This is a genomic window from Haloarchaeobius ordinarius, from assembly GCF_051801355.1.
GTDB lineage: Archaea > Halobacteriota > Halobacteria > Halobacteriales > Natrialbaceae > Haloarchaeobius.
Map to the genome: position 1 here is coordinate 3,270,562 of NZ_CP196560.1, position 17,026 is coordinate 3,287,587.

The following is a 17,026-nucleotide window of genomic DNA, read 5'->3' on the forward strand; positions in this document are numbered from 1 at the left end:
GCATCCCATATGGCACTTCGGGCAGGTGGCGCCACTGTCGTCAGCCCGTCGTCCGGGCCGATTCGGGTCCCGTCGCTACGACCGGACCGTGAGAACCGGGACCGGCGACCGCCGGACCACGCGCTCGGAGACGCTCCCCATGAGGACCTTGTCGATACCGCTGCGACCGTGGCTTCCGAGGACCACGAGGTCGATGTCGCCGTCCTCTACGGTGGCGAGTATCTGCTCTGCGGGTGACCCACGGACGATGTGTCGCTCGACCGGTTCGACGCCTGCTTCGGTGGCCCACTCGACGACTTCGGTGACGATGTCGGCCGCCTCGTCTTCGAGCCGCTGAACGAGGTGTTGGCTCCGCGCGTCGAGCGGGAGCAGGTCGTCGTCGACCACGTGCATGACCGTCAGACCGGCGTCGTATCGGGTCGCGAGGTCGATGGCGTGTTCGGCCGCGCGTTCGGACGCGTCGCTCCCGTCGACCGGGGCGAGGATGTGACTGTATCCCACGGACATACGGGAGTGTAAGCGTTTCGAGAACTTGACCGTTGGCACGCGGTATTAAAGGCTGTCACCCCTGGATTCCGGTATGCAACTCCACTGGCACCGCGCCGACCTGCGCGCCAGCGACAACCGGGCGCTGTCGGCCGCAGCGACGAGCGCCGACGACCTCGGACCGGTCCTCCCCGTGTTCGTCTTCGACGACGCCGTACTCGCACACGGGTCGTCGCCCCGCGTCGCGTTCATGCTGGGCGCCCTGGCCGAACTTCGGGACTGGTACCGCGACCACGGGAGCGACTTGCTCGTTCGCCACGGCGACCCCCGCGAGGAACTCCCGGCACTGGCCGCAGAACACGACGCCGAGCGAGTCGTCTGGAACAGGGGCTACTCCGGCCTCGCCAGAGAGCGCGACGCCGCAGTCAGGCAGGCACTGAACGACACCGACGTCGCTCGTGAGTCGTTCGAGGACGCCATCCACCACGAACCGGGGTCTATCACCACGAACCAGGGCGACCCGTACGCCGTCTACACCTACTTCTGGAAGAAGTGGCGCGACCGGGAGAAGGAGGCTCCCTACGACGCGCCGAACGAGGACGAACTCGCGAGCGTCGACGCGGAGACACCGCTTCCCACGCTGGCCGACCTCGGCTTCGACGAGCCGGAGGCGACCGTCCAGTCGGCGGGGACCGACCCCGCCCGCGAGCGCCTGCTCTCGTTCTGCGAATCGGACATCTACGACTACGCTGAGCGTCGAGACTACCCGAGCGACGAGTGCACGTCGCGGCTGTCGGCTGACCTGAAGTGGGGCACCATCGGAATCCGCGAGGTGTACGAGGAGACCGAAGCCGCCGCAGACCTCGCCGAGAGCGAGGACGACCTCGAATCCGTTCGCGAGTTCCAGTCACAACTCGCGTGGCGCGAGTTCTACCACCACGTCCTCTACTACAACCCCGAGGTGGTCTCACAGAACTACAAGGAGTACGAACACGACATCGCGTGGCGGAACGACCCAGAGGAACTGCAAGCGTGGAAGGACGGCGAGACCGGCTACCCCATCGTCGACGCCGGAATGCGCCAGCTCCGCGAGGAGGGCTACGTGCACAACCGCGTCCGGATGATCGTCGCCTCGTTCCTCACGAAGGACCTGCTGATAGACTGGCGTGAGGGCTACGACTGGTACCGCCGGAAACTGGTCGACCACGACACGGCGAACGACAACGGCGGCTGGCAGTGGGCCGCCTCGACGGGGACAGATGCGCAGCCGTACTTCCGCATCTTCAACCCGATGACCCAGGGCGAACGGTACGACCCCGACGCCGCGTACATCAAGGAGTTCGTTCCGGAACTGCGCGACGCGGACCCGTCGCTCGTCCACGGGTGGCACGAGGCGTCACAGACGAGACGTGACCAGGCCGCACCCGAGTATCCGGCCCCCATCGTCGACCACGCGACTCGCCGCGAACAGGCGCTCTCGATGTTCAAATCGGCGCGTGGGGAGACGTGACGCGGGGCGAGTAGAATTAAGTTAGCGAGAGAGAAAGTGTGGGCCAGCTATGGTGGGGAACAGTTCGCTCGGGGTCGACGGACGACGTCGGTCGCGGGTCCGATACGGGTCGACGCGAACGAATCGATGACAGTCGCGACACCGCTTCACTTCGCCGCGCTCTTCGGTGTCGTCCTCTCGGCCGCGTTCACCGCCGTGTCGTGGCGGTACCGCGACCGTCCGGGTGCCAGACCGTTTCTGGTGATGCTCTTCGGCGTGACCTGGTGGGTCGCGACGGCAGCGGCCGGGATGTGGACGACGGACGAGCGCCTGCACTACCTGCTCGTCCGGCTCCAGTATCCCGGTCTCGCCGCCGTGCCGACCGCCTGGCTCCTGTTCGCACTGGGGTACACCGGGCGCGACCGGTACGTCACGTGGAAGTCGGCCGCCGCCCTCTCTATCGTCCCGGCGATGGCCGTCCTCGGTGTCTGGACGAATCCACAGCTCGGGCTCATGTGGGACGACCGGTGGGTCGTGACGACGGCCGGCGTCGCCCAGTTCGAAGGGACTTTCGGCCTCGGTTTCTGGGTGTTCACCACCTACTCGTACCTGTTGCTCGCCGTGGGGGCGACGTTGCTCCTCACGCTGGCGCTCGACAGCACGTCCCTCTACCGGAAACAGGCGGGCGTGCTGGTGCTTGCCGTCTGCATCCCGTTCGTCATGCAGGTGCTGTATCACACCCACCCTGGGCCGGTTCCGCAGGTGAACCTGACGCCGTTCGGGTTCATCGGGTCGGCCGCGCTCGGCATCGCCGCCGTGGGCCAGTTCGGCTTTCTGGAGTCTGACCCCGTCGCCTCACAGGTCGCACCCGACCGCGTCATCGAACGGCTCGACGACGCGGTCGTCGTCCTCGACGGGACCCGGCGTGTCGTCGACGCGAACCCGACCGCCCAGCGCCTCCTCGGTCCTGCCGTGGTCGGGCACGATGCCGAGGCGGTCCTGCCGGACGCCGTCGTCATCGAGACACTCGCCGACGGCGGCGACGTGCCGACCGTCGAGCGGACTGTCGACGGCGAGACGCGGTACTTCGACGCGACCGCGAGCACGTTGCGGGACCGTCGGGACAACGTGACCGGCTGGGTGTTGACCTTCCACGACGTCACCGACCGGCGCCGACGCGAACGCCGGACGGAGACACTCAACCGCGTCCTGCGGCGGACCTTGCGGGAGGAGATGGACGCGGTGTACAGCCACGCCGACGAGATTCGCGAGGACGACGAGGTCGTGACCGACCTCCAGCAACGGGCACGTGACGCCCTCGAACTCGGCTCCGTCGCGGAGGAGTTCGAACCACTGCTCGGCGATTCGGTCTCTGACCCGCCCGCGGACATCGTACCCATCGTGGGAGCCGAACTCGACCGGGTCCGGGACCGCCATCCTCGGGTCGACGTGAGCCTCGACGCGCCGCTGGGCGAGTGGGCGTACTGTGGAGCCCTGTTCGAACCCGTGTTCCGGGCGCTCGTGAACGATGCTGCCGCGCGGGCGACCGGGCCAGAGCCGACGGTGACCGTCGACGTCCGGGTCGACGAAGCCGCCGAGGAAGTCACTGTCAGCGTGACCGACAGTGGCCCGGTCAGGTCCCATCAGGGCCGTGCGGTGCTGTGTGACGGTATCGTCACGCCCGATGTGGACGATGCCGACCCGGGCGAGCTCTCCCTGTGGCTCGTCCACTGGGGCGTCGACCACCTCGGTGGGTCGGTGGTCGTTCCCGACTCTGCCACGTCACGGGTCGAACTCCGACTCCCCCTGGTTGACGAGACCGACTGGTCTGCCGGCAACTGAGGAGCCGACCCGGCGGCGACCACTCGACCGTTCTTCGAGTTGAACTCCGTTCCGAGCAGTTGTGACACCGGTCGTTCGATGACGACCTCGTGTCACCCCCAGACTTATCACCTTTGGCGATGTCCGATGGTATCAGATGAGTCAATCCAACGACCGGTTCAGCAACCAGTCAATCCTCCACCGGGTTCCAGACCCGTCCGAGGCGTTCGAGACCGCGGCCTCCGTCGCGGTCCACACGTCACTGCTCGACGGGACGGTGGCGGCAACGAAGGTCGTCGTCGTCAGTGCGTTGCTGTCGGTCTCGCTTTCACCTGCCGTTGCTCTCGCGTTCCTCGTCACCTTCGGCGTGTACGGGTCGAACAAACTCGTCGACGCCGAGGACGCCGTGAACTGCCCCGACCGGGCCGCGTTCGTCGCACGCCACCGACAGGTCCTCACCCTGGCGACCGTGGGCGGCTACGGGCTCGCAGTGGTCCTGGCCGCACTCGAAGGGCCGACCGCGGTCGCGCTGACGCTCGTCCCCGCCGCGGCCGCGGTCCTCTACAGCGCCGAGTGGCTCCCCTACGACGGTGGAAAACGGCTCAAGGACGTGTTCCTGCTCAACACGGTCCTCGTCGCGGCCGCCTGGGCCGTCTACGTCACCTTCATCCCGGTCGCCTACGCCGACCGACTCCCCGGTGCCCCCGCGTTCACCCTCTGTGCGTTCTTCTTCCTCCAGACGGTCGTCGCCGGTGAAGTCCTCAACGCCCGCGACGTGGCCGGTGACCGCCGCGAGGGCGTCAGCACGCTCCCGACCCGGCTGGGCATCGACCGGGCCCAGACCGTCCTCTACGGACTCGACGGCGCGACCATCGCCCTCCTGCTCGGCGCGGGCATGCTCGGCGCGCTCGGCGATGACGCGATACTGGCGCTGCTCCCGGCGGTGGGCTACTCCCTGCTCGTGACGGCGCTGGTCGGGCGCGACGTCGACCTCTCCAGACTGTGTGCCTGGCGAGACCTGGAGTACCCCATCATGCTCGTCGGCGTCGTCGTGTTGCTCTGAAGCGAATCAGTACTCGATATCACCAGTCCAGTTAAGTTCGATGCCGATGATATGGTTCACACACGTACCGTTCGCAAGATGTCACATACGCTCACCGCCATGAGTTTGCTCCTCGTGTCAGCGGTCGTCGCCGGAGTCGTCGCGCTGTTCGCCTACAGACAGCGCCCGAAGCCGGGGGCGACCTGGTTGACGCTCCTCCTCGTCGGTGTGGCCTGGTGGGCCGCGTTCTACGCGTTCGAGCTACCGGTCACGACGCTCCCGGCGCGGCGGCCGCTGATGAAACTCCAGTGGCTCGCGAGCCTCTCGATTCCGGTGTTCTGGGTGCTGTTCGCCCTCGATTACACGGGGCACGACCGGTGGGTGAACCGGAAGACGGTTGCCGCCCTCCTCGTCGTCCCCGCCGCCGTCGCCGGACTCGTCTTCAGTTTCGAGCACCACGACCTTCTCTACCGGTCGATCGAACTCGTCCAGGACGGCGACCTCTACACCGTCGACCACGTGTTCGGTCCGGCCTTCTACCTCGGTATCGGGTACTCGTACCTGCTCACACTCGTCGGGTCGGCACTCTTCGTCGGCCTGCTGGCCGGCCGCAGCGCGACCCACCGCAAACAGTCGACCGCGCTCCTCGTCGCCATCGTCGCTCCCTGGGTCGGCAACCTCGTCCACATCTTCGACCTGTCAGGTATGATCGGTGTGGACCCGACGCCGATGGCGTTCCTCGTCACCGGAGTCGCCAGCTACCTCGCGTTGACCCAGCTCGACCTGTTCGAGGCGGTCCCCGTCCCCGACCGTATCGCCCGTGACTTCGTCGTAGACGGGATGTACGACCCCGTCGTCGTCGTCGACAACCGCGCCCGTATCGTGGACATGAACCCGGCCGCGGCGACCGTCGTCGGGTTCTCGGCTGCGACGGCGCTCGGCCGCGACGCCAACGACATCGTCCCCGGGTTCCCCGACGGCACGACCGACGGTGAGACCGTGACCGTCGACTCACGCACGGGTGACCGGCACTTCGACGTTCGCGTCTCGGCCATCGACGACGCTCACGGCCGGCAACTCGGGGAGGTCATCACGATGCGAGACGTGACGAAGCGGGAACAGGACGAACAGCGCCTGAACGTCCTCAATCGTGTCCTCCGGCACAATCTCCGCAACGAGATGAACGTCGTGGGTGGCTGTGCCGAGGAGCTGGAGTCACGGCTCGACGACGATGCAGACGTCGCCCTCGCGAACACCATCGCCGAAACGGCGCAGGAAGTCGCGTCGCTGGGGGACACCGCCCGGGAGATAGAGGACCTGCTCGACACGCCCGAGCGTTCGCCGACGGTCGAACTCCGGGCGGTCGTCGACCGGCTCCTCGACCAGCTGGAGACCGCCAACCCGGACGCGGTGTTCACCACGCGGTGGACCGGGACGCACCAGATTCACTGCCGACGAACGATCGAACCCGTCCTGCGTCACCTCCTCACGGCGGCCGTTTCGACCGACGGCGACACCGACCCACACGTCCGGGTGTTCGTCGCGTCCGACACGGAGGGGTACGTCTCCATCACCGTCGCCGACGACGGCCCACCCATCTCCACAGCGGAGCGAGCCGTCCTCGAGACCGGCACGGAGACACCGCTGGACCACGCGAGCGGGCTGGACCTCTGGCTGGTCGTCTGGGGGACCAGAGCCATGGAGGGGACCCTCGATTTCGAATCCCACGGCGACACCGGGAACGCGGTCACCGTCCACGTCCCGACGGTCGGTACGACCGAACGTGACGGGGAGATGGTGAACGTCGAGTGATAGCACCCGCCTTCTAAACTTTTAAACGGCTATCGTGTGAAGTATCCCACTGGGTGATACAAATGGCTGAGAAATCCGACGCCGAACTTCCGCCGCTTCCGTACGATTACGACGCACTCGAACCTGCCATCTCCGAGCAGGTCCTCACGTGGCATCACGACACGCACCATCAGGGCTACGTGAACGGTCTCAACGCGGCCGAAGAGACACTCGCGGAGAACCGTGAGTCCGGCGACTACTCGTCGACGGCCGGTGCGCTGGGCAACGTGACGCACAACGGCTGTGGACACTACCTCCACACGCTGTTCTGGGAGAACATGTCCCCGAACGGCGGCGGTGAGCCGGAGGGTGACCTCCGCGACCGCATCGAGGCCGACTTCGGCTCCTACGAGGGCTGGAAAGGCGAGTTCGAGGCAGCCGCCTCGGCCGCCGGTGGCTGGGCACTGCTCGTCTACGACCCGGTCGCCAAGCAGCTCCGCAACGTCAAGGTCGACAAGCACGACCAGGGCGCGCTCTGGGGTGCACACCCCATCCTCGCCTGTGACGTCTGGGAGCACTCCTACTACTACGACTACGGCCCGGACCGCGGTTCCTTCGTCGAGGGCTTCTTCGACGTCGTGAACTGGGACAAGGTCGCCGAAGAGTACGAGAAGTGCACGGCGCACTTCGAGTAAGCGACGAGCCGTACAACCACACTTTTTGTTAGTCGTCTGCGAGTCCGGGAGCGACGCGTTCACGCGCCGCCGTCGTCCCCTCGACTTCGAACCGTGCGCCCCCGTCACGGCCGTCGGCAACGCGCAGTGTCCAGCCGTGTCCTTCGACGATGCTCCGGACGATAGAGAGGCCGAGACCGGTCCCGTCGTCGTTCGTCGAGTACCCGTCTTCGAGCACCTGCTCACGGTCCGGAGCGGGGATACCAGGGCCGTCGTCTTCGACGTAGAACCCCGGGGCGTCACCGGGTATCGGACCGACGCGGACCCGGACACCGGCGGCAGTGTGCTCTATCGAGTTCCGGAACAGGTTCTCCAGTGCGCGCCGCAGTTGCCGTTCGTCCGCGAGGAGGGTGCAGTCGCCGTCGACGACGAGCGTCCCGGTACCGGTGTCGACGGTCGCCCAGGCGTCTCGTGCCAGCGACGCCAGCGAGACGGGCGCGGTCGATTCGATGGTCTGGCCAGCACGGGCGAGCGACAGCACGTCGTCGATGATGTCCCGCATCCGGTGGTGTGAGACCGTCACCTCGTCGAGGTGGGCGAGGTCGCCCGTCTCGCGCGTCACCTCGACGTAGCCCTCCGCGACGTTGAGTGGGTTGCGCAGGTCGTGGCTGACGAGGCTCGCGAACCGTTCTAACTGTTCGTTCTGGCGTTCGAGTTCCTGCTCTCTGGTCTTCCGGACCGTGATGTCGCGGAGCAGGAACAGACGGCCGACTGCGTGGCCACGCCCGTTCCGCTGTGACGCGGCCTGCACGTCGAAGTACCGCGTCCCGCACTCGGTGTCGACCGCGACGGTCGTCCGGGAGTCCTCGGTCGCGGTGACGGCGACGTCGGCCACCGGTCGGTAGCGGTCGTCGAGCACCGCGCCGATTCGCTCGCCGATGACCGCCGTCCCGTCGAGGGCGAGCAGTTCCCGGGCGGCCGCGTTGACGTCGACGAAGCGGCCGTCGTCGTCGAGAACGAACACACCGTCGCGCATGTTCTCCACGACGGCCTCGCGGGCGACCGGGGACAGGTCGAGGAAGCGAAAGCGGACCATCGCCCACGTGAACGCGAGTCCCGAGGCGAACAGGCCGAACGGGGTCGGGTCGAACGGCGTGAGGTCTGCGACGTAGAACGCGTTGGCCGCCCAGGGGGCGGCGACCGCCACCATCAGCGCGCCACCCTGTCGGCGGTAGACGTCCTGTGCGTAGTAGAGGTGCCGGAGCAGGTGGTAGGTTCCGGCCGAGAGCAGGGCAGTCCCGTACGCGAACACGACCCAGAACGCGGGGCCGTGGCTGAACCGGTGGCCGCTGATCGAGGCCGTCTCGCCCGGTGGCAACTCACCGATGGGCGTCACGTCCGACCAGAACAACCGGACCTCGGGGTACGCGAACACGAGGGCGACGGTGACGAGTCCGACCGCGGCGAACAGGCCGAGGCGACGACGCGTCACCAGGTCTGGACGACCGGTGTACTCCAGTGCGAGCACGTACCAGGCCGGGATGATGGTGACGATGCCGACGTACAGCACCCTGGTCAACAGGAGCGAGAGGTCGGTTCCCGGGACCAGCGACGACCCGAGGACCGTCCCGAACCACAGCGCCATCGCCAGCATGAACACCGCCAGGGGACGAGCGCCGGGTGCGGGCCGGTTCCGCCACGCGAGGAGGGCGACGGCGAGCGAGATGGGCAGGCCGACGGTGAACACCACCTGGAGCGAGAGCCTGACCACGGGAGTGAGCGAGGAAAGCGGGACGAAAAGCGTCGCGGCCCAGGCGTGCATCGTCCACGGATTGTCGATACCGTCACTTAGATTCGCTGGCCGGCTCAGTCGACCACGGCACCGGTGAACTCGAAGCGGGCACCGCCGGCCGTGCCGTCGGTAACTGCGACGTCCCAGCCGTGTGCGTCCGCGATAGAGGCGACGATGGCCAGCCCGAGGCCCGTATCGTCGTCGCCGGAGAAGCCAGCTTCGAGGACGCGCTCTCTGTCGGGGACTGCGATGCCGGGCCCGTCGTCCTCAACGTAGAAGCCCTGCTCGCCGGGGCGCAGGACCGACCCCGTCGATTCGAGCGTCCCGACGCGGACGTGCACGCTGTCGGCCGTGGTGGGGTCTTCGCCGCCGTCGGCTGCTGCACGTGGACCCACGTGCTCGACCGAATTCTCGAACAGGTTCTCGAACAACCGGACGAGCCGACGGCGGTCGGCGCGGACGTACTGGTCGTCCTGCACGGTCAGGCTCGCCCCACCGGTGTCGAGGTGGTTCCACGCCTCGCGGGCGACGTCGCGAAGCGGGAAGAACTCCTGGTCGTCGTCGCCGATGCTCTCGCCCTGCTGGGCCAGCGTCAGCATGTCCTCGACGATGGCGTCCATGGTCGAGAGCGCCTTGCGAGTCTCCCGGAGTTCGCCGCGGTCGCCCTGGCGGAGACCCCGGACGAGTGTCTCTTCGGCGCGTGCGAGCGGTCGGCGCAGGTCGTGGCTCACGATGGAGGTGAACCGCTCCAGCTGTTCGTTCTGCCGTTCGAGTTCCTGCTCGCGGTGGGTCCGGTCGGTCACGTCCCGGACGATGAACAGGCGACCGACGCGCTGGCCCCGCTCCGACGACAGGGCCGAAACCTCGACTTCGAAGTACCGCGGCCCGTCGTCGGTTTCGACGCGTATCTCTTCGGCCACCTCGTCGGCGTTAACGTAGCGCTGGTACAGTGCCTCGTTGTCACCGAGTACGTCGGCCAGCGAGCGGCCGACGACCCGTTCGGCTTCGACACCGAGTATCTCCTTGGCGCGGGGGTTCACCTCGACGAACTGGTCGTCGGTGTCGAGGACGAACACCCCGTCGGTGATGTTGTCGAGGACGGTCGCGCGGGCGACCGGGGCGACCTCGGTCAGGCCGAATCGGAAGATGCCCGCGACGAGCGCGACGCCGCTGATGGCGAACATGACGGGGGTGAAGTCGGGGACGCGGGTGAACCCGACGAGTGGGGTGAGGTCGGGCACCGCGTCACCGGCCGCGGTGAGCCCGAAGAACGCGACGTTCCCGACCAGCGGCATGAGGGCCGCGATACCCATCGAGAACGCCTGTCCGCGGTAGAGCGATTTCGAGCGTGCGACCTGCCGGAAGACGAGCACGGCACCCGCCAGGGTGAGCAGGTAGCCGTAGGCGAAGTGGAGGTAGTACGGGATACCGTAGCCGTCACCGTACTGGATGACGGTGTCGGTCCCTGGGCCGACGTTACTCCACCAGAGCGAGTGCATCGGCGCGGTCCAGACGAGGACGTTGACCCCGATGGGGACCACCGCGAGCGCGGCCAGTAATCGAGCGTCGACGAGGTCCTCCCGGCCAGCGTAGCGTAGCGCCAGGACGAACCACGCGGCCACGACGACCGGGATACCGAGGTACACCAGCTGGGAGCCAAGGAGGGCGAACTCGTAGGACCCACTCAGGGCCCCGTACCGGTAAACGAGGGAACCGCCGCCCCAGACGATGGACGACGCCATCATCACGACCAGTGGTCTGGCGATGGGTTTCTGTCTGTTCTTCCAGGCGAGCGTCCCCGCCGCTCCCGACGCGAGGATGGACAGGACGAGCACGAGGTCGTACAGCCCGTACGTCACGCCACCGATTGTAAACAAACCACTCATGAACTGTTTATTAATGAGTGTAATTACACGTATAGCTGCTTCGGCCGCTGAGCGACAGGTTTCCGGCCGTCTCACGCGGGGCGAACTCGAAGACACGGATTTCGACAGTGGGTGCTCGATTGCGGAACAGTGACATACCGAGTCGTCCCCCGGATTCCATGCCCCAAAATATATTCTACTCGACAGTTTTATGCGGTCCTACCCGAGCATCCTAGTCGCCGACGAGCCAGACACTCCCACTGCCATGCCACACTGCACTGTCATCCCACTGTTCCGTGTCACGGCGTCGGCGCAATCGGCGTGTGGGGCCACCACACCCGTGTCGGTCGTCCCCGCCACCCACCCTTCATAACCACTCTCCGGGGACGGCCCACACACCACGACCCGGGACCGTACGGTTTAGGAGTGCAACTATCGTACCCGTGCGCATGCCCGTCCCGAAGTCGGAGTTCGAGAAACTCCACCCGTGTGACTTCTACACACCAGACGAACTGCTCGACGACGACCAGATGTACACCGTCTACGAGATAGCCCGGCTCCTCCAGGGCCTCGACACCGACGCCGACCTCGACCGCGACACCGAGGACATCCTGCTCGACTGGGCCATCCCGTGGGTCATGCGCAACGCCGACGACCTCGTGGTCGCCACTCCTCGCAGTGACGAGGAACCCGGCTACTACGGCCTGAAAGAATGAGACTCCTCGTCGCCGGTGACGCCCGCGTCGATGCGGGCAAGACGACGTTCTCGACCGGCCTCTGTGCGACCCTCGGCGCGACGGGGTTCAAACCTCGCGCCGGCAACGACTACTGGTTCGACCACGACGATTACGAGCACGCCATCGCGGACGGTCGGCTCTACGGGAAGGACGCGAGGCGGCTCGCAGCCGCCAGTCCCGACCCCGTCGAACCGGAGGACCTGAATCCCCTCCATCGGCTCTGGCGACCCGCGCCCGGTACGGATTCCGGGATGCTCGGCGCGAGCCACCGGCGCTTCCTCCTCGACCGCGTCGGCGACGAGTACGTCGTCAACGCGAACGCCGACCTCCCCGAGAGCGCTCGCGAGCACCTGCCCCTCGACGATGCGACGAGAGTCGAGTCGCTCGCGGAACTGAACAGCGTGATGGCCGAGCGCCACACGACCGCGTTCGCCGAAATCCGCGCGGAGATTCTGGCCCGTGACCGGGCAGTCGTCGAGTCCTACGCCGACATCGCACTGCCCATCCGGGAGGTGTCGTTCGACGCCGTCGCCGTGGTCGAGCCCGAACGCGTCCGGGTGTTCGGCGGCGAGCGCTACGCCCGCGCCTGCGAAGCGGTCGGCGGCAGCCCCCACGAGGGACAACTGGAAGAACGCGTCTCCGACGTGGTCTCGTACTGCGACCCGCTCGCGACCGTCAGGCTCCCGGCCCTCAAAAGCGACGCCAGAGCCGACCCTGAACGGGTCGCCGACGCCTACGAGGTGGCCTACGAGGCGGTCGTGACCGCGGCACTCTCCTGATTACTGACCTCGTATCTGGCCTACCGCCGGAACGCAGAGGACGCCATCTGCAGGGCGGCCTCGACGTGCCCGTACGGGTTGTTCGTCACGGACGGGCCGTGGCCGACGTGCATCTCGCGGAAGTCCTCGTCGACGCGCTCCTGGACGCGCTCGATGCTCTCGATGAGCGCCGCGTGGTCTCCCTCTTCGAGGTCCGTGCGGCCGAAGCTCCCGTTCTGGAAGATGAGGTCGCCCGCGAACAGCACGCCGGCGTCGTCGCTGTAGAAGCAGAGGTGGTCGTTCTTGTGCCCCGGTGTGTGCAACGCCTCGTACTCGTGGTCGCCGATGCGCACCGACTCCCCATCGGCGATTGCGTGGTCGATGCCCGGCTGGTCGGTGTCGAAGCCCCACGCCTCGACGCCGAAGGCCTCCTTCACGTCGGCGAGGTTGCCGACGTGGTCCGGATGCGTGTGGGTCATGACGACCGCGTCGATGCCCCCACGGTCTTCTATCTTCGAGACCACGTCGAAGTTCGCGCCCGCATCGACCAGCACGCGGCGGTCACCGGACACGTAGAAGACGTTGCTGGTGAACGCCTGCACGCCTGCGGCGAGGTTGGATATCATGTGCCTGCCTACTGGTGCGAGGCGTTTGACGGTTCCGCTCGCGGCCGAGTCGTCCCGGGTCGAACGCGGCCGTTACTTCCCGCTGCCCCCGACGAGCACCAGCTTCGCCGCCTCGTCGTACGGGTTGTGGAGCTGTCGCCGCTCGTCGGCCGATACCCGGAGCGCCTCGTCAGTCTCGACCGTGACCGTCTCGTCGCCGAGCATCACGTCCACGCGCCCGTCGACCACGACGTACACCTCTTCCTGGCCGTCGTGAGAGTGGTCGTGCTCCTTGCCTTTGCAACCAGGCTCCATCTCCATGACCGTCACACCGACGTGCTCGGCGTCGAGGGCGTCGCGGAGGAACCACATCCCGCCGTACTCCTCGTCCATCACCGAGTCCACGTCGCCGGTGCCTGCTTTTGTGTAGCTCATACGTCCCGCGGTTCGGCCGCCTCCGGCATCAAAGTGGGGCGGGAGTACGCAGGGTGGCCGGGTCCCCCAGCCTGACGGAAGAAACACACTTCCGGGCGGAACACGGAGGTGACGGTATGCGCGACGAAGCCGAGATTCGCGAGCAGTACGAGTTCCTCAAGGACCAGCTCGCCGACGAGGACATGAAACACGAAGGCGTCAAGCAGATGTTCACGTACTACAAGCGGGCGCTCGGCTGGGTGCTCGAAGAGGAACACATCTGACCCCCGGCTCCGGAGCCCCGGAGCGTCGCACTTTTCTCCCCGCCCCGAGCACGCTGGGGCATGAACGTACGTATCGCAGGTGACGGACCGGCGGCCGAGGCCGTGATGGCGGCACTGGCCGACATGGACGCCGCGTCCGAGCGCGTCGACCCGGACGCCATCGACGGAGGTGACCTCGCCGTCGTCGTCGGCCCGGTCGGCGACGAGTCGTTCGAGACCGCGAACGAGGTTTCGGACGGGCCGTGGCTGGCGGTCGAACTCGGCGGCATCGGCGGGGCGCCCGTCGCGGGCGTCGACGCCGCGGTCACTGGACTGGAATCGGGAGACGGCTGTTACGACTGTCTGCGGGCACGGGTCGCCTCGAACGCCCGGGAGACGGACGAGGGCGAGGTCGACAGCCCGACGGCTCGACTGGCGGGCGCGGTCGCTGGCCGGCAGGCGGTCGGGTTCCTCGCCGAGGAGGGCGACGTGGTCGGCGCGGTCCACGAACTCCCACATCAGAACCGCACGTTCCTCCCGGTTCCGGGCTGCTGTGCCAGTCGCGACCGGACGGTCCGCCACGACCACGAGGACGTGAGCCTGGACGACGCGGTCGGCCGGGCGGAGCAGACACTCGACCCACGGGTCGGGCTGGTCAGCGACATCGGCGAGGTCGAGTCGTTCCCGGCCCCGTACTACCTCGCGACGAACGCCGAGACCAGCGTCTACAGCGACGCGAGCGCACCGAAGCAGGCTGCCGGCGTCGACGACGACTGGAACAGCGCGTTCATGAAGGCCGTCGGCGAGGCGCTGGAACGCTACTCCTCGGCGGTCTATCGGACGAGCGAGTTCCAGTCGATGCCGCCCGCGATGGTCGATGGCGGGGTGTCACCTGACGCCGTGGTCCGCCGCGACGACGCCCCAGCGGTCGACCCCGACGAACCGATTCCGTGGGTGCCGGGTGAGAACCTCGCGTCGGGCGACGAAGTCCCGATTCCGGCCGAACTCGTGCAGTTCCCGCCGCCGGAGGAGCGCTACACAGACGCCATCACGACCGGTCTGGGGCTCGGCACCTCGGGCGCGGACGCGCTCGTCTCCGGGCTGACGGAGGTGCTCGAACGGGACGCGACGATGCTCGCGTGGTACTCGACGTTCGAACCGCTCGAACTCCGGGTCGACGACGAGGACTACCAGACGCTCGCGCGGCGGGCGCGGTCGGAAGGGCTCGAGACGACCGCCCTGCTGGTCACACAGGACGTGGACGTGCCGGTCGTCGCGGTCGCCGTCCACCGGGAGGGCGGTGACTGGCCCGCGTTCGCCGTCGGCTCCGGGGCCGCGCTCGACCCGGTCGCCGCAGCACGCTCGGGACTCGCCGAGGCGCTCCAGAACTGGATGGAACTCCGGTCGATGGGGCGCTCGCAGGCGACGAACGAACCGGGAGCCATCGCCGCCTTCGCAGACTTCCCGTCCGCAGCCGCCGACTTCCTGGAGGCCGGCGGGCCGGTGCCGGCGGCGAGCGTCGGTCCGGCTGCCCCCGCGACCGGTGCCGAGGCCGTCTCCGACCTCGTCGCCCGTGTCACCGATGCCGGCCTGACGCCGTACGCCGCCCGACTCACACCTCCCGACGTGGCCCGGGCCGGCTTCGAGGCGGTCCGTGTCGTCGTCCCCGGTGCACAGCCACTGTTCACCGACGACCCCGCCTTCGGCGACCGTGCGGAGACCGTCCCCGAATCGCTCGGGTTCGAACCGCGGCTGAACCGCCGCCACCACCCGTATCCCTGACGGAGATCCGTATCAGCGAAAAGACACCTCGGGGACGCGTAATTTTATGCGAGTCGAGTTCGTACTCCCCAACTGGTGTGCCATTTACTGCCATGACAGAGCTATCCAGAGAGGGGGAGGGGGTCGTCTCAGAGTTCGACCTCAGCTGTGCGACCTGTGGTGGGTCCCTGACACGGTCGCAGGTCTCCCCAGAGACCATCGGTATCGACACGAACGGACCACTCGTCGTCGCGGAATGTGCGAACTGTGGAAGCCGGTACTTCCCGAGAAATACGCTGGATACCCTGTAGCGGGGCCAGCAATCTGTTCTATACGTACAGTGCCGCCCGCAGCATGTCGCGGGTCCCCGGACCGAGCCCGACGGCCACGATGGCCACGAGCAACATCACGGTGAACCGCGGACTGTCCTCGAAGACGACCTCGTCGAAGACCCAGATGACGAACGTCGCGGCGACCAGTTTGACGATGAGGAACGGGAACGCGTCGAGGTACGCCGGGAGGACACCGCCAGAGACGTCGACGATGAACCGGTTGACCGGGTGCTTCCCCGTGAGGTTTGGCTGCCCGGTCAGGAACGTCATCCAGTCCAGCCCGACGACGTTCGCGACGCCGTCGACCGCGTGCGCCCACAGGATGACCAGACCCATCGTGCCCGTGCCGAGATTAACCTCCGGTTTCACGGTCTCGATGAGGTACCAGACACCTCCGGCACAGAGGGTCGCACCGACCAGTACGACCACGAGCACCTGCGGGTAGAAGGAGACGAACTCCTTCGTGAGCGACGCCCAGCCGAGGTACGCGAGCGTCACCGCGAGAATCACGCTGGCGATGGCGAACAGCGGGTACTCGTAGGTGCGGTCGATGACGTTCCGCGAGAGATAGACCGCCACCACCAGCGCCCCGAGCGCGACGAAGAAGACGGTGAAGTAGATGATGGGACTGATGAGGAACGCATTGAGCGGGTAGTCGATGAGGACGCCAGTCGCCTCTGCGGGAGCGACACCACTCGCTATCTCGTCGGCACGGACATCTGCCGCGCGATTGTTCACGTCCTCGACGACCCGGAGCGCTCCGCCGAAGAACATGAACGGGAACAGGCCGTAGAACATCGCCCGGTAGCGCTCGATGCGAAGCTGTTTGAGCAGCAGGGCGACCCCGACCAGCATCACGAGGAGGATGACCGCGTAGCCGATTTCGGACACCACGGTGTAGCCCGGTTCGGCGACCGGCCCCATCCCGGCGGGGACGTTGCTACAGCTCTGGGGCTGTATCTGCTCGCCGTTGGCCCACGCAGCACAGCTCCAGCCCTTCGCGTCGGCGTAGACGGGACCCCAGAAGTAGTGCCAGACGAAGTTGGCGTACACCTCGCGGGTGAACAGTATCGACCCGAGCCCGAACACCAGGGTGAGCAGGGCGACCGTCGCCGCCCACGCGCGCCCGACGCCGATACGCTCTATCACGTCACTCATATGCGCACCGCGGGCGCGGTTCGGCATTACCCTTCTGG

Annotated in this window: 15 protein-coding genes; 9 read left to right on the top strand and 6 right to left on the bottom strand. The window is 67.2% G+C overall.

Annotated features, from left to right (window positions below; translation table 11 throughout):
- Positions 1-75: 75 nt before the first annotated feature.
- Positions 76-507, bottom strand: a complete 432-nt coding sequence (locus ACSC1R_RS17065; protein WP_439026923.1) for a universal stress protein — start codon at positions 505-507, stop codon at positions 76-78.
- 73 nt (positions 508-580) lie between these two features.
- Here ACSC1R_RS17065 and ACSC1R_RS17070 point away from each other — a divergent pair, with 73 nt between their 5' ends.
- The 5 genes from ACSC1R_RS17070 to sod all read left to right on the top strand — a co-directional run bounded on the left by ACSC1R_RS17070 (position 581) and on the right by sod (position 7,324).
- Positions 581-1,996 carry a cryptochrome/photolyase family protein gene (locus ACSC1R_RS17070; protein WP_439026924.1) on the top strand — a complete coding sequence of 472 codons (1,416 nt, stop codon included), beginning with the start codon at positions 581-583 and terminating at the stop codon, positions 1,994-1,996.
- 126 nt (positions 1,997-2,122) lie between these two features.
- Entirely contained in the window at positions 2,123-3,817 is a 1,695-nt protein-coding gene (locus ACSC1R_RS17075) for a histidine kinase N-terminal 7TM domain-containing protein (RefSeq protein WP_439026925.1), read from the top strand.
- Between the two features lie 136 nt (positions 3,818-3,953).
- Positions 3,954-4,859 (top strand): UbiA family prenyltransferase, encoded by a 906-nt coding sequence (locus tag ACSC1R_RS17080; protein WP_439026926.1) that lies wholly within the window; start codon positions 3,954-3,956, stop codon positions 4,857-4,859.
- A gap of 99 nt (positions 4,860-4,958) precedes the next feature.
- Positions 4,959-6,650, top strand: a complete 1,692-nt coding sequence (locus ACSC1R_RS17085; RefSeq protein ID WP_439026927.1) for a histidine kinase N-terminal 7TM domain-containing protein — start codon at positions 4,959-4,961, stop codon at positions 6,648-6,650.
- A gap of 62 nt (positions 6,651-6,712) precedes the next feature.
- Positions 6,713-7,324, top strand: coding sequence for a superoxide dismutase (sod, locus tag ACSC1R_RS17090; protein WP_439026928.1), 612 nt, complete (start codon positions 6,713-6,715; stop codon positions 7,322-7,324).
- A 28-nt stretch (positions 7,325-7,352) separates the two neighbouring features.
- Here sod and ACSC1R_RS17095 read toward each other — a convergent pair whose 3' ends face one another.
- Positions 7,353-9,125, bottom strand: a complete 1,773-nt coding sequence (locus ACSC1R_RS17095) for a sensor histidine kinase (RefSeq protein WP_439026929.1) — start codon at positions 9,123-9,125, stop codon at positions 7,353-7,355.
- A gap of 44 nt (positions 9,126-9,169) precedes the next feature.
- Positions 9,170-10,981, bottom strand: a complete 1,812-nt coding sequence (locus ACSC1R_RS17100) for a histidine kinase N-terminal 7TM domain-containing protein (protein WP_439026930.1) — start codon at positions 10,979-10,981, stop codon at positions 9,170-9,172.
- 428 nt (positions 10,982-11,409) lie between these two features.
- On the opposite strand from ACSC1R_RS17100, the gene ACSC1R_RS17105 reads away from it, so the two are divergent.
- Both ACSC1R_RS17105 and ACSC1R_RS17110 read left to right on the top strand, forming a co-directional pair.
- Positions 11,410-11,676 (top strand): DUF5827 family protein, encoded by a 267-nt coding sequence (locus tag ACSC1R_RS17105; protein WP_439026931.1) that lies wholly within the window; start codon positions 11,410-11,412, stop codon positions 11,674-11,676.
- Positions 11,673-12,476, top strand: a complete 804-nt coding sequence (locus tag ACSC1R_RS17110; protein WP_439026932.1) for an ATPase — start codon at positions 11,673-11,675, stop codon at positions 12,474-12,476. Before ACSC1R_RS17105 ends, ACSC1R_RS17110 begins: the two co-directional genes overlap by 4 nt.
- 20 nt (positions 12,477-12,496) lie before the next feature.
- On the opposite strand, the gene ACSC1R_RS17115 is transcribed toward ACSC1R_RS17110, so the two are convergent.
- Positions 12,497-13,081: an MBL fold metallo-hydrolase gene (locus ACSC1R_RS17115; RefSeq protein ID WP_439026933.1), complete on the bottom strand. Its 585-nt coding sequence runs from the start codon at positions 13,079-13,081 to the stop codon at positions 12,497-12,499.
- A gap of 72 nt (positions 13,082-13,153) precedes the next feature.
- The gene (locus tag ACSC1R_RS17120) at positions 13,154-13,495 is read right to left on the bottom strand and encodes a cupin domain-containing protein (protein ID WP_439026934.1); all 342 of its coding nucleotides are present in this window, start codon (positions 13,493-13,495) and stop codon (positions 13,154-13,156) included.
- A gap of 116 nt (positions 13,496-13,611) precedes the next feature.
- Here ACSC1R_RS17120 and ACSC1R_RS17125 point away from each other — a divergent pair, with 116 nt between their 5' ends.
- Together ACSC1R_RS17125 and ACSC1R_RS17130 are read left to right on the top strand one after the other, a co-directional pair.
- Positions 13,612-13,758 (top strand): hypothetical protein, encoded by a 147-nt coding sequence (locus ACSC1R_RS17125; RefSeq protein ID WP_439026935.1) that lies wholly within the window; start codon positions 13,612-13,614, stop codon positions 13,756-13,758.
- A gap of 60 nt (positions 13,759-13,818) precedes the next feature.
- Complete coding sequence (locus ACSC1R_RS17130; RefSeq protein ID WP_439026936.1) at positions 13,819-15,519, top strand: YcaO-like family protein; 1,701 nt, start codon at positions 13,819-13,821, stop codon at positions 15,517-15,519.
- Positions 15,520-15,827: 308 nt separating this feature from the next.
- Here ACSC1R_RS17130 and ACSC1R_RS17135 read toward each other — a convergent pair whose 3' ends face one another.
- Complete coding sequence (locus ACSC1R_RS17135) at positions 15,828-16,988, bottom strand: DUF63 family protein (RefSeq protein WP_439026937.1); 1,161 nt, start codon at positions 16,986-16,988, stop codon at positions 15,828-15,830.
- Positions 16,989-17,026: the final 38 nt, after the last annotated feature.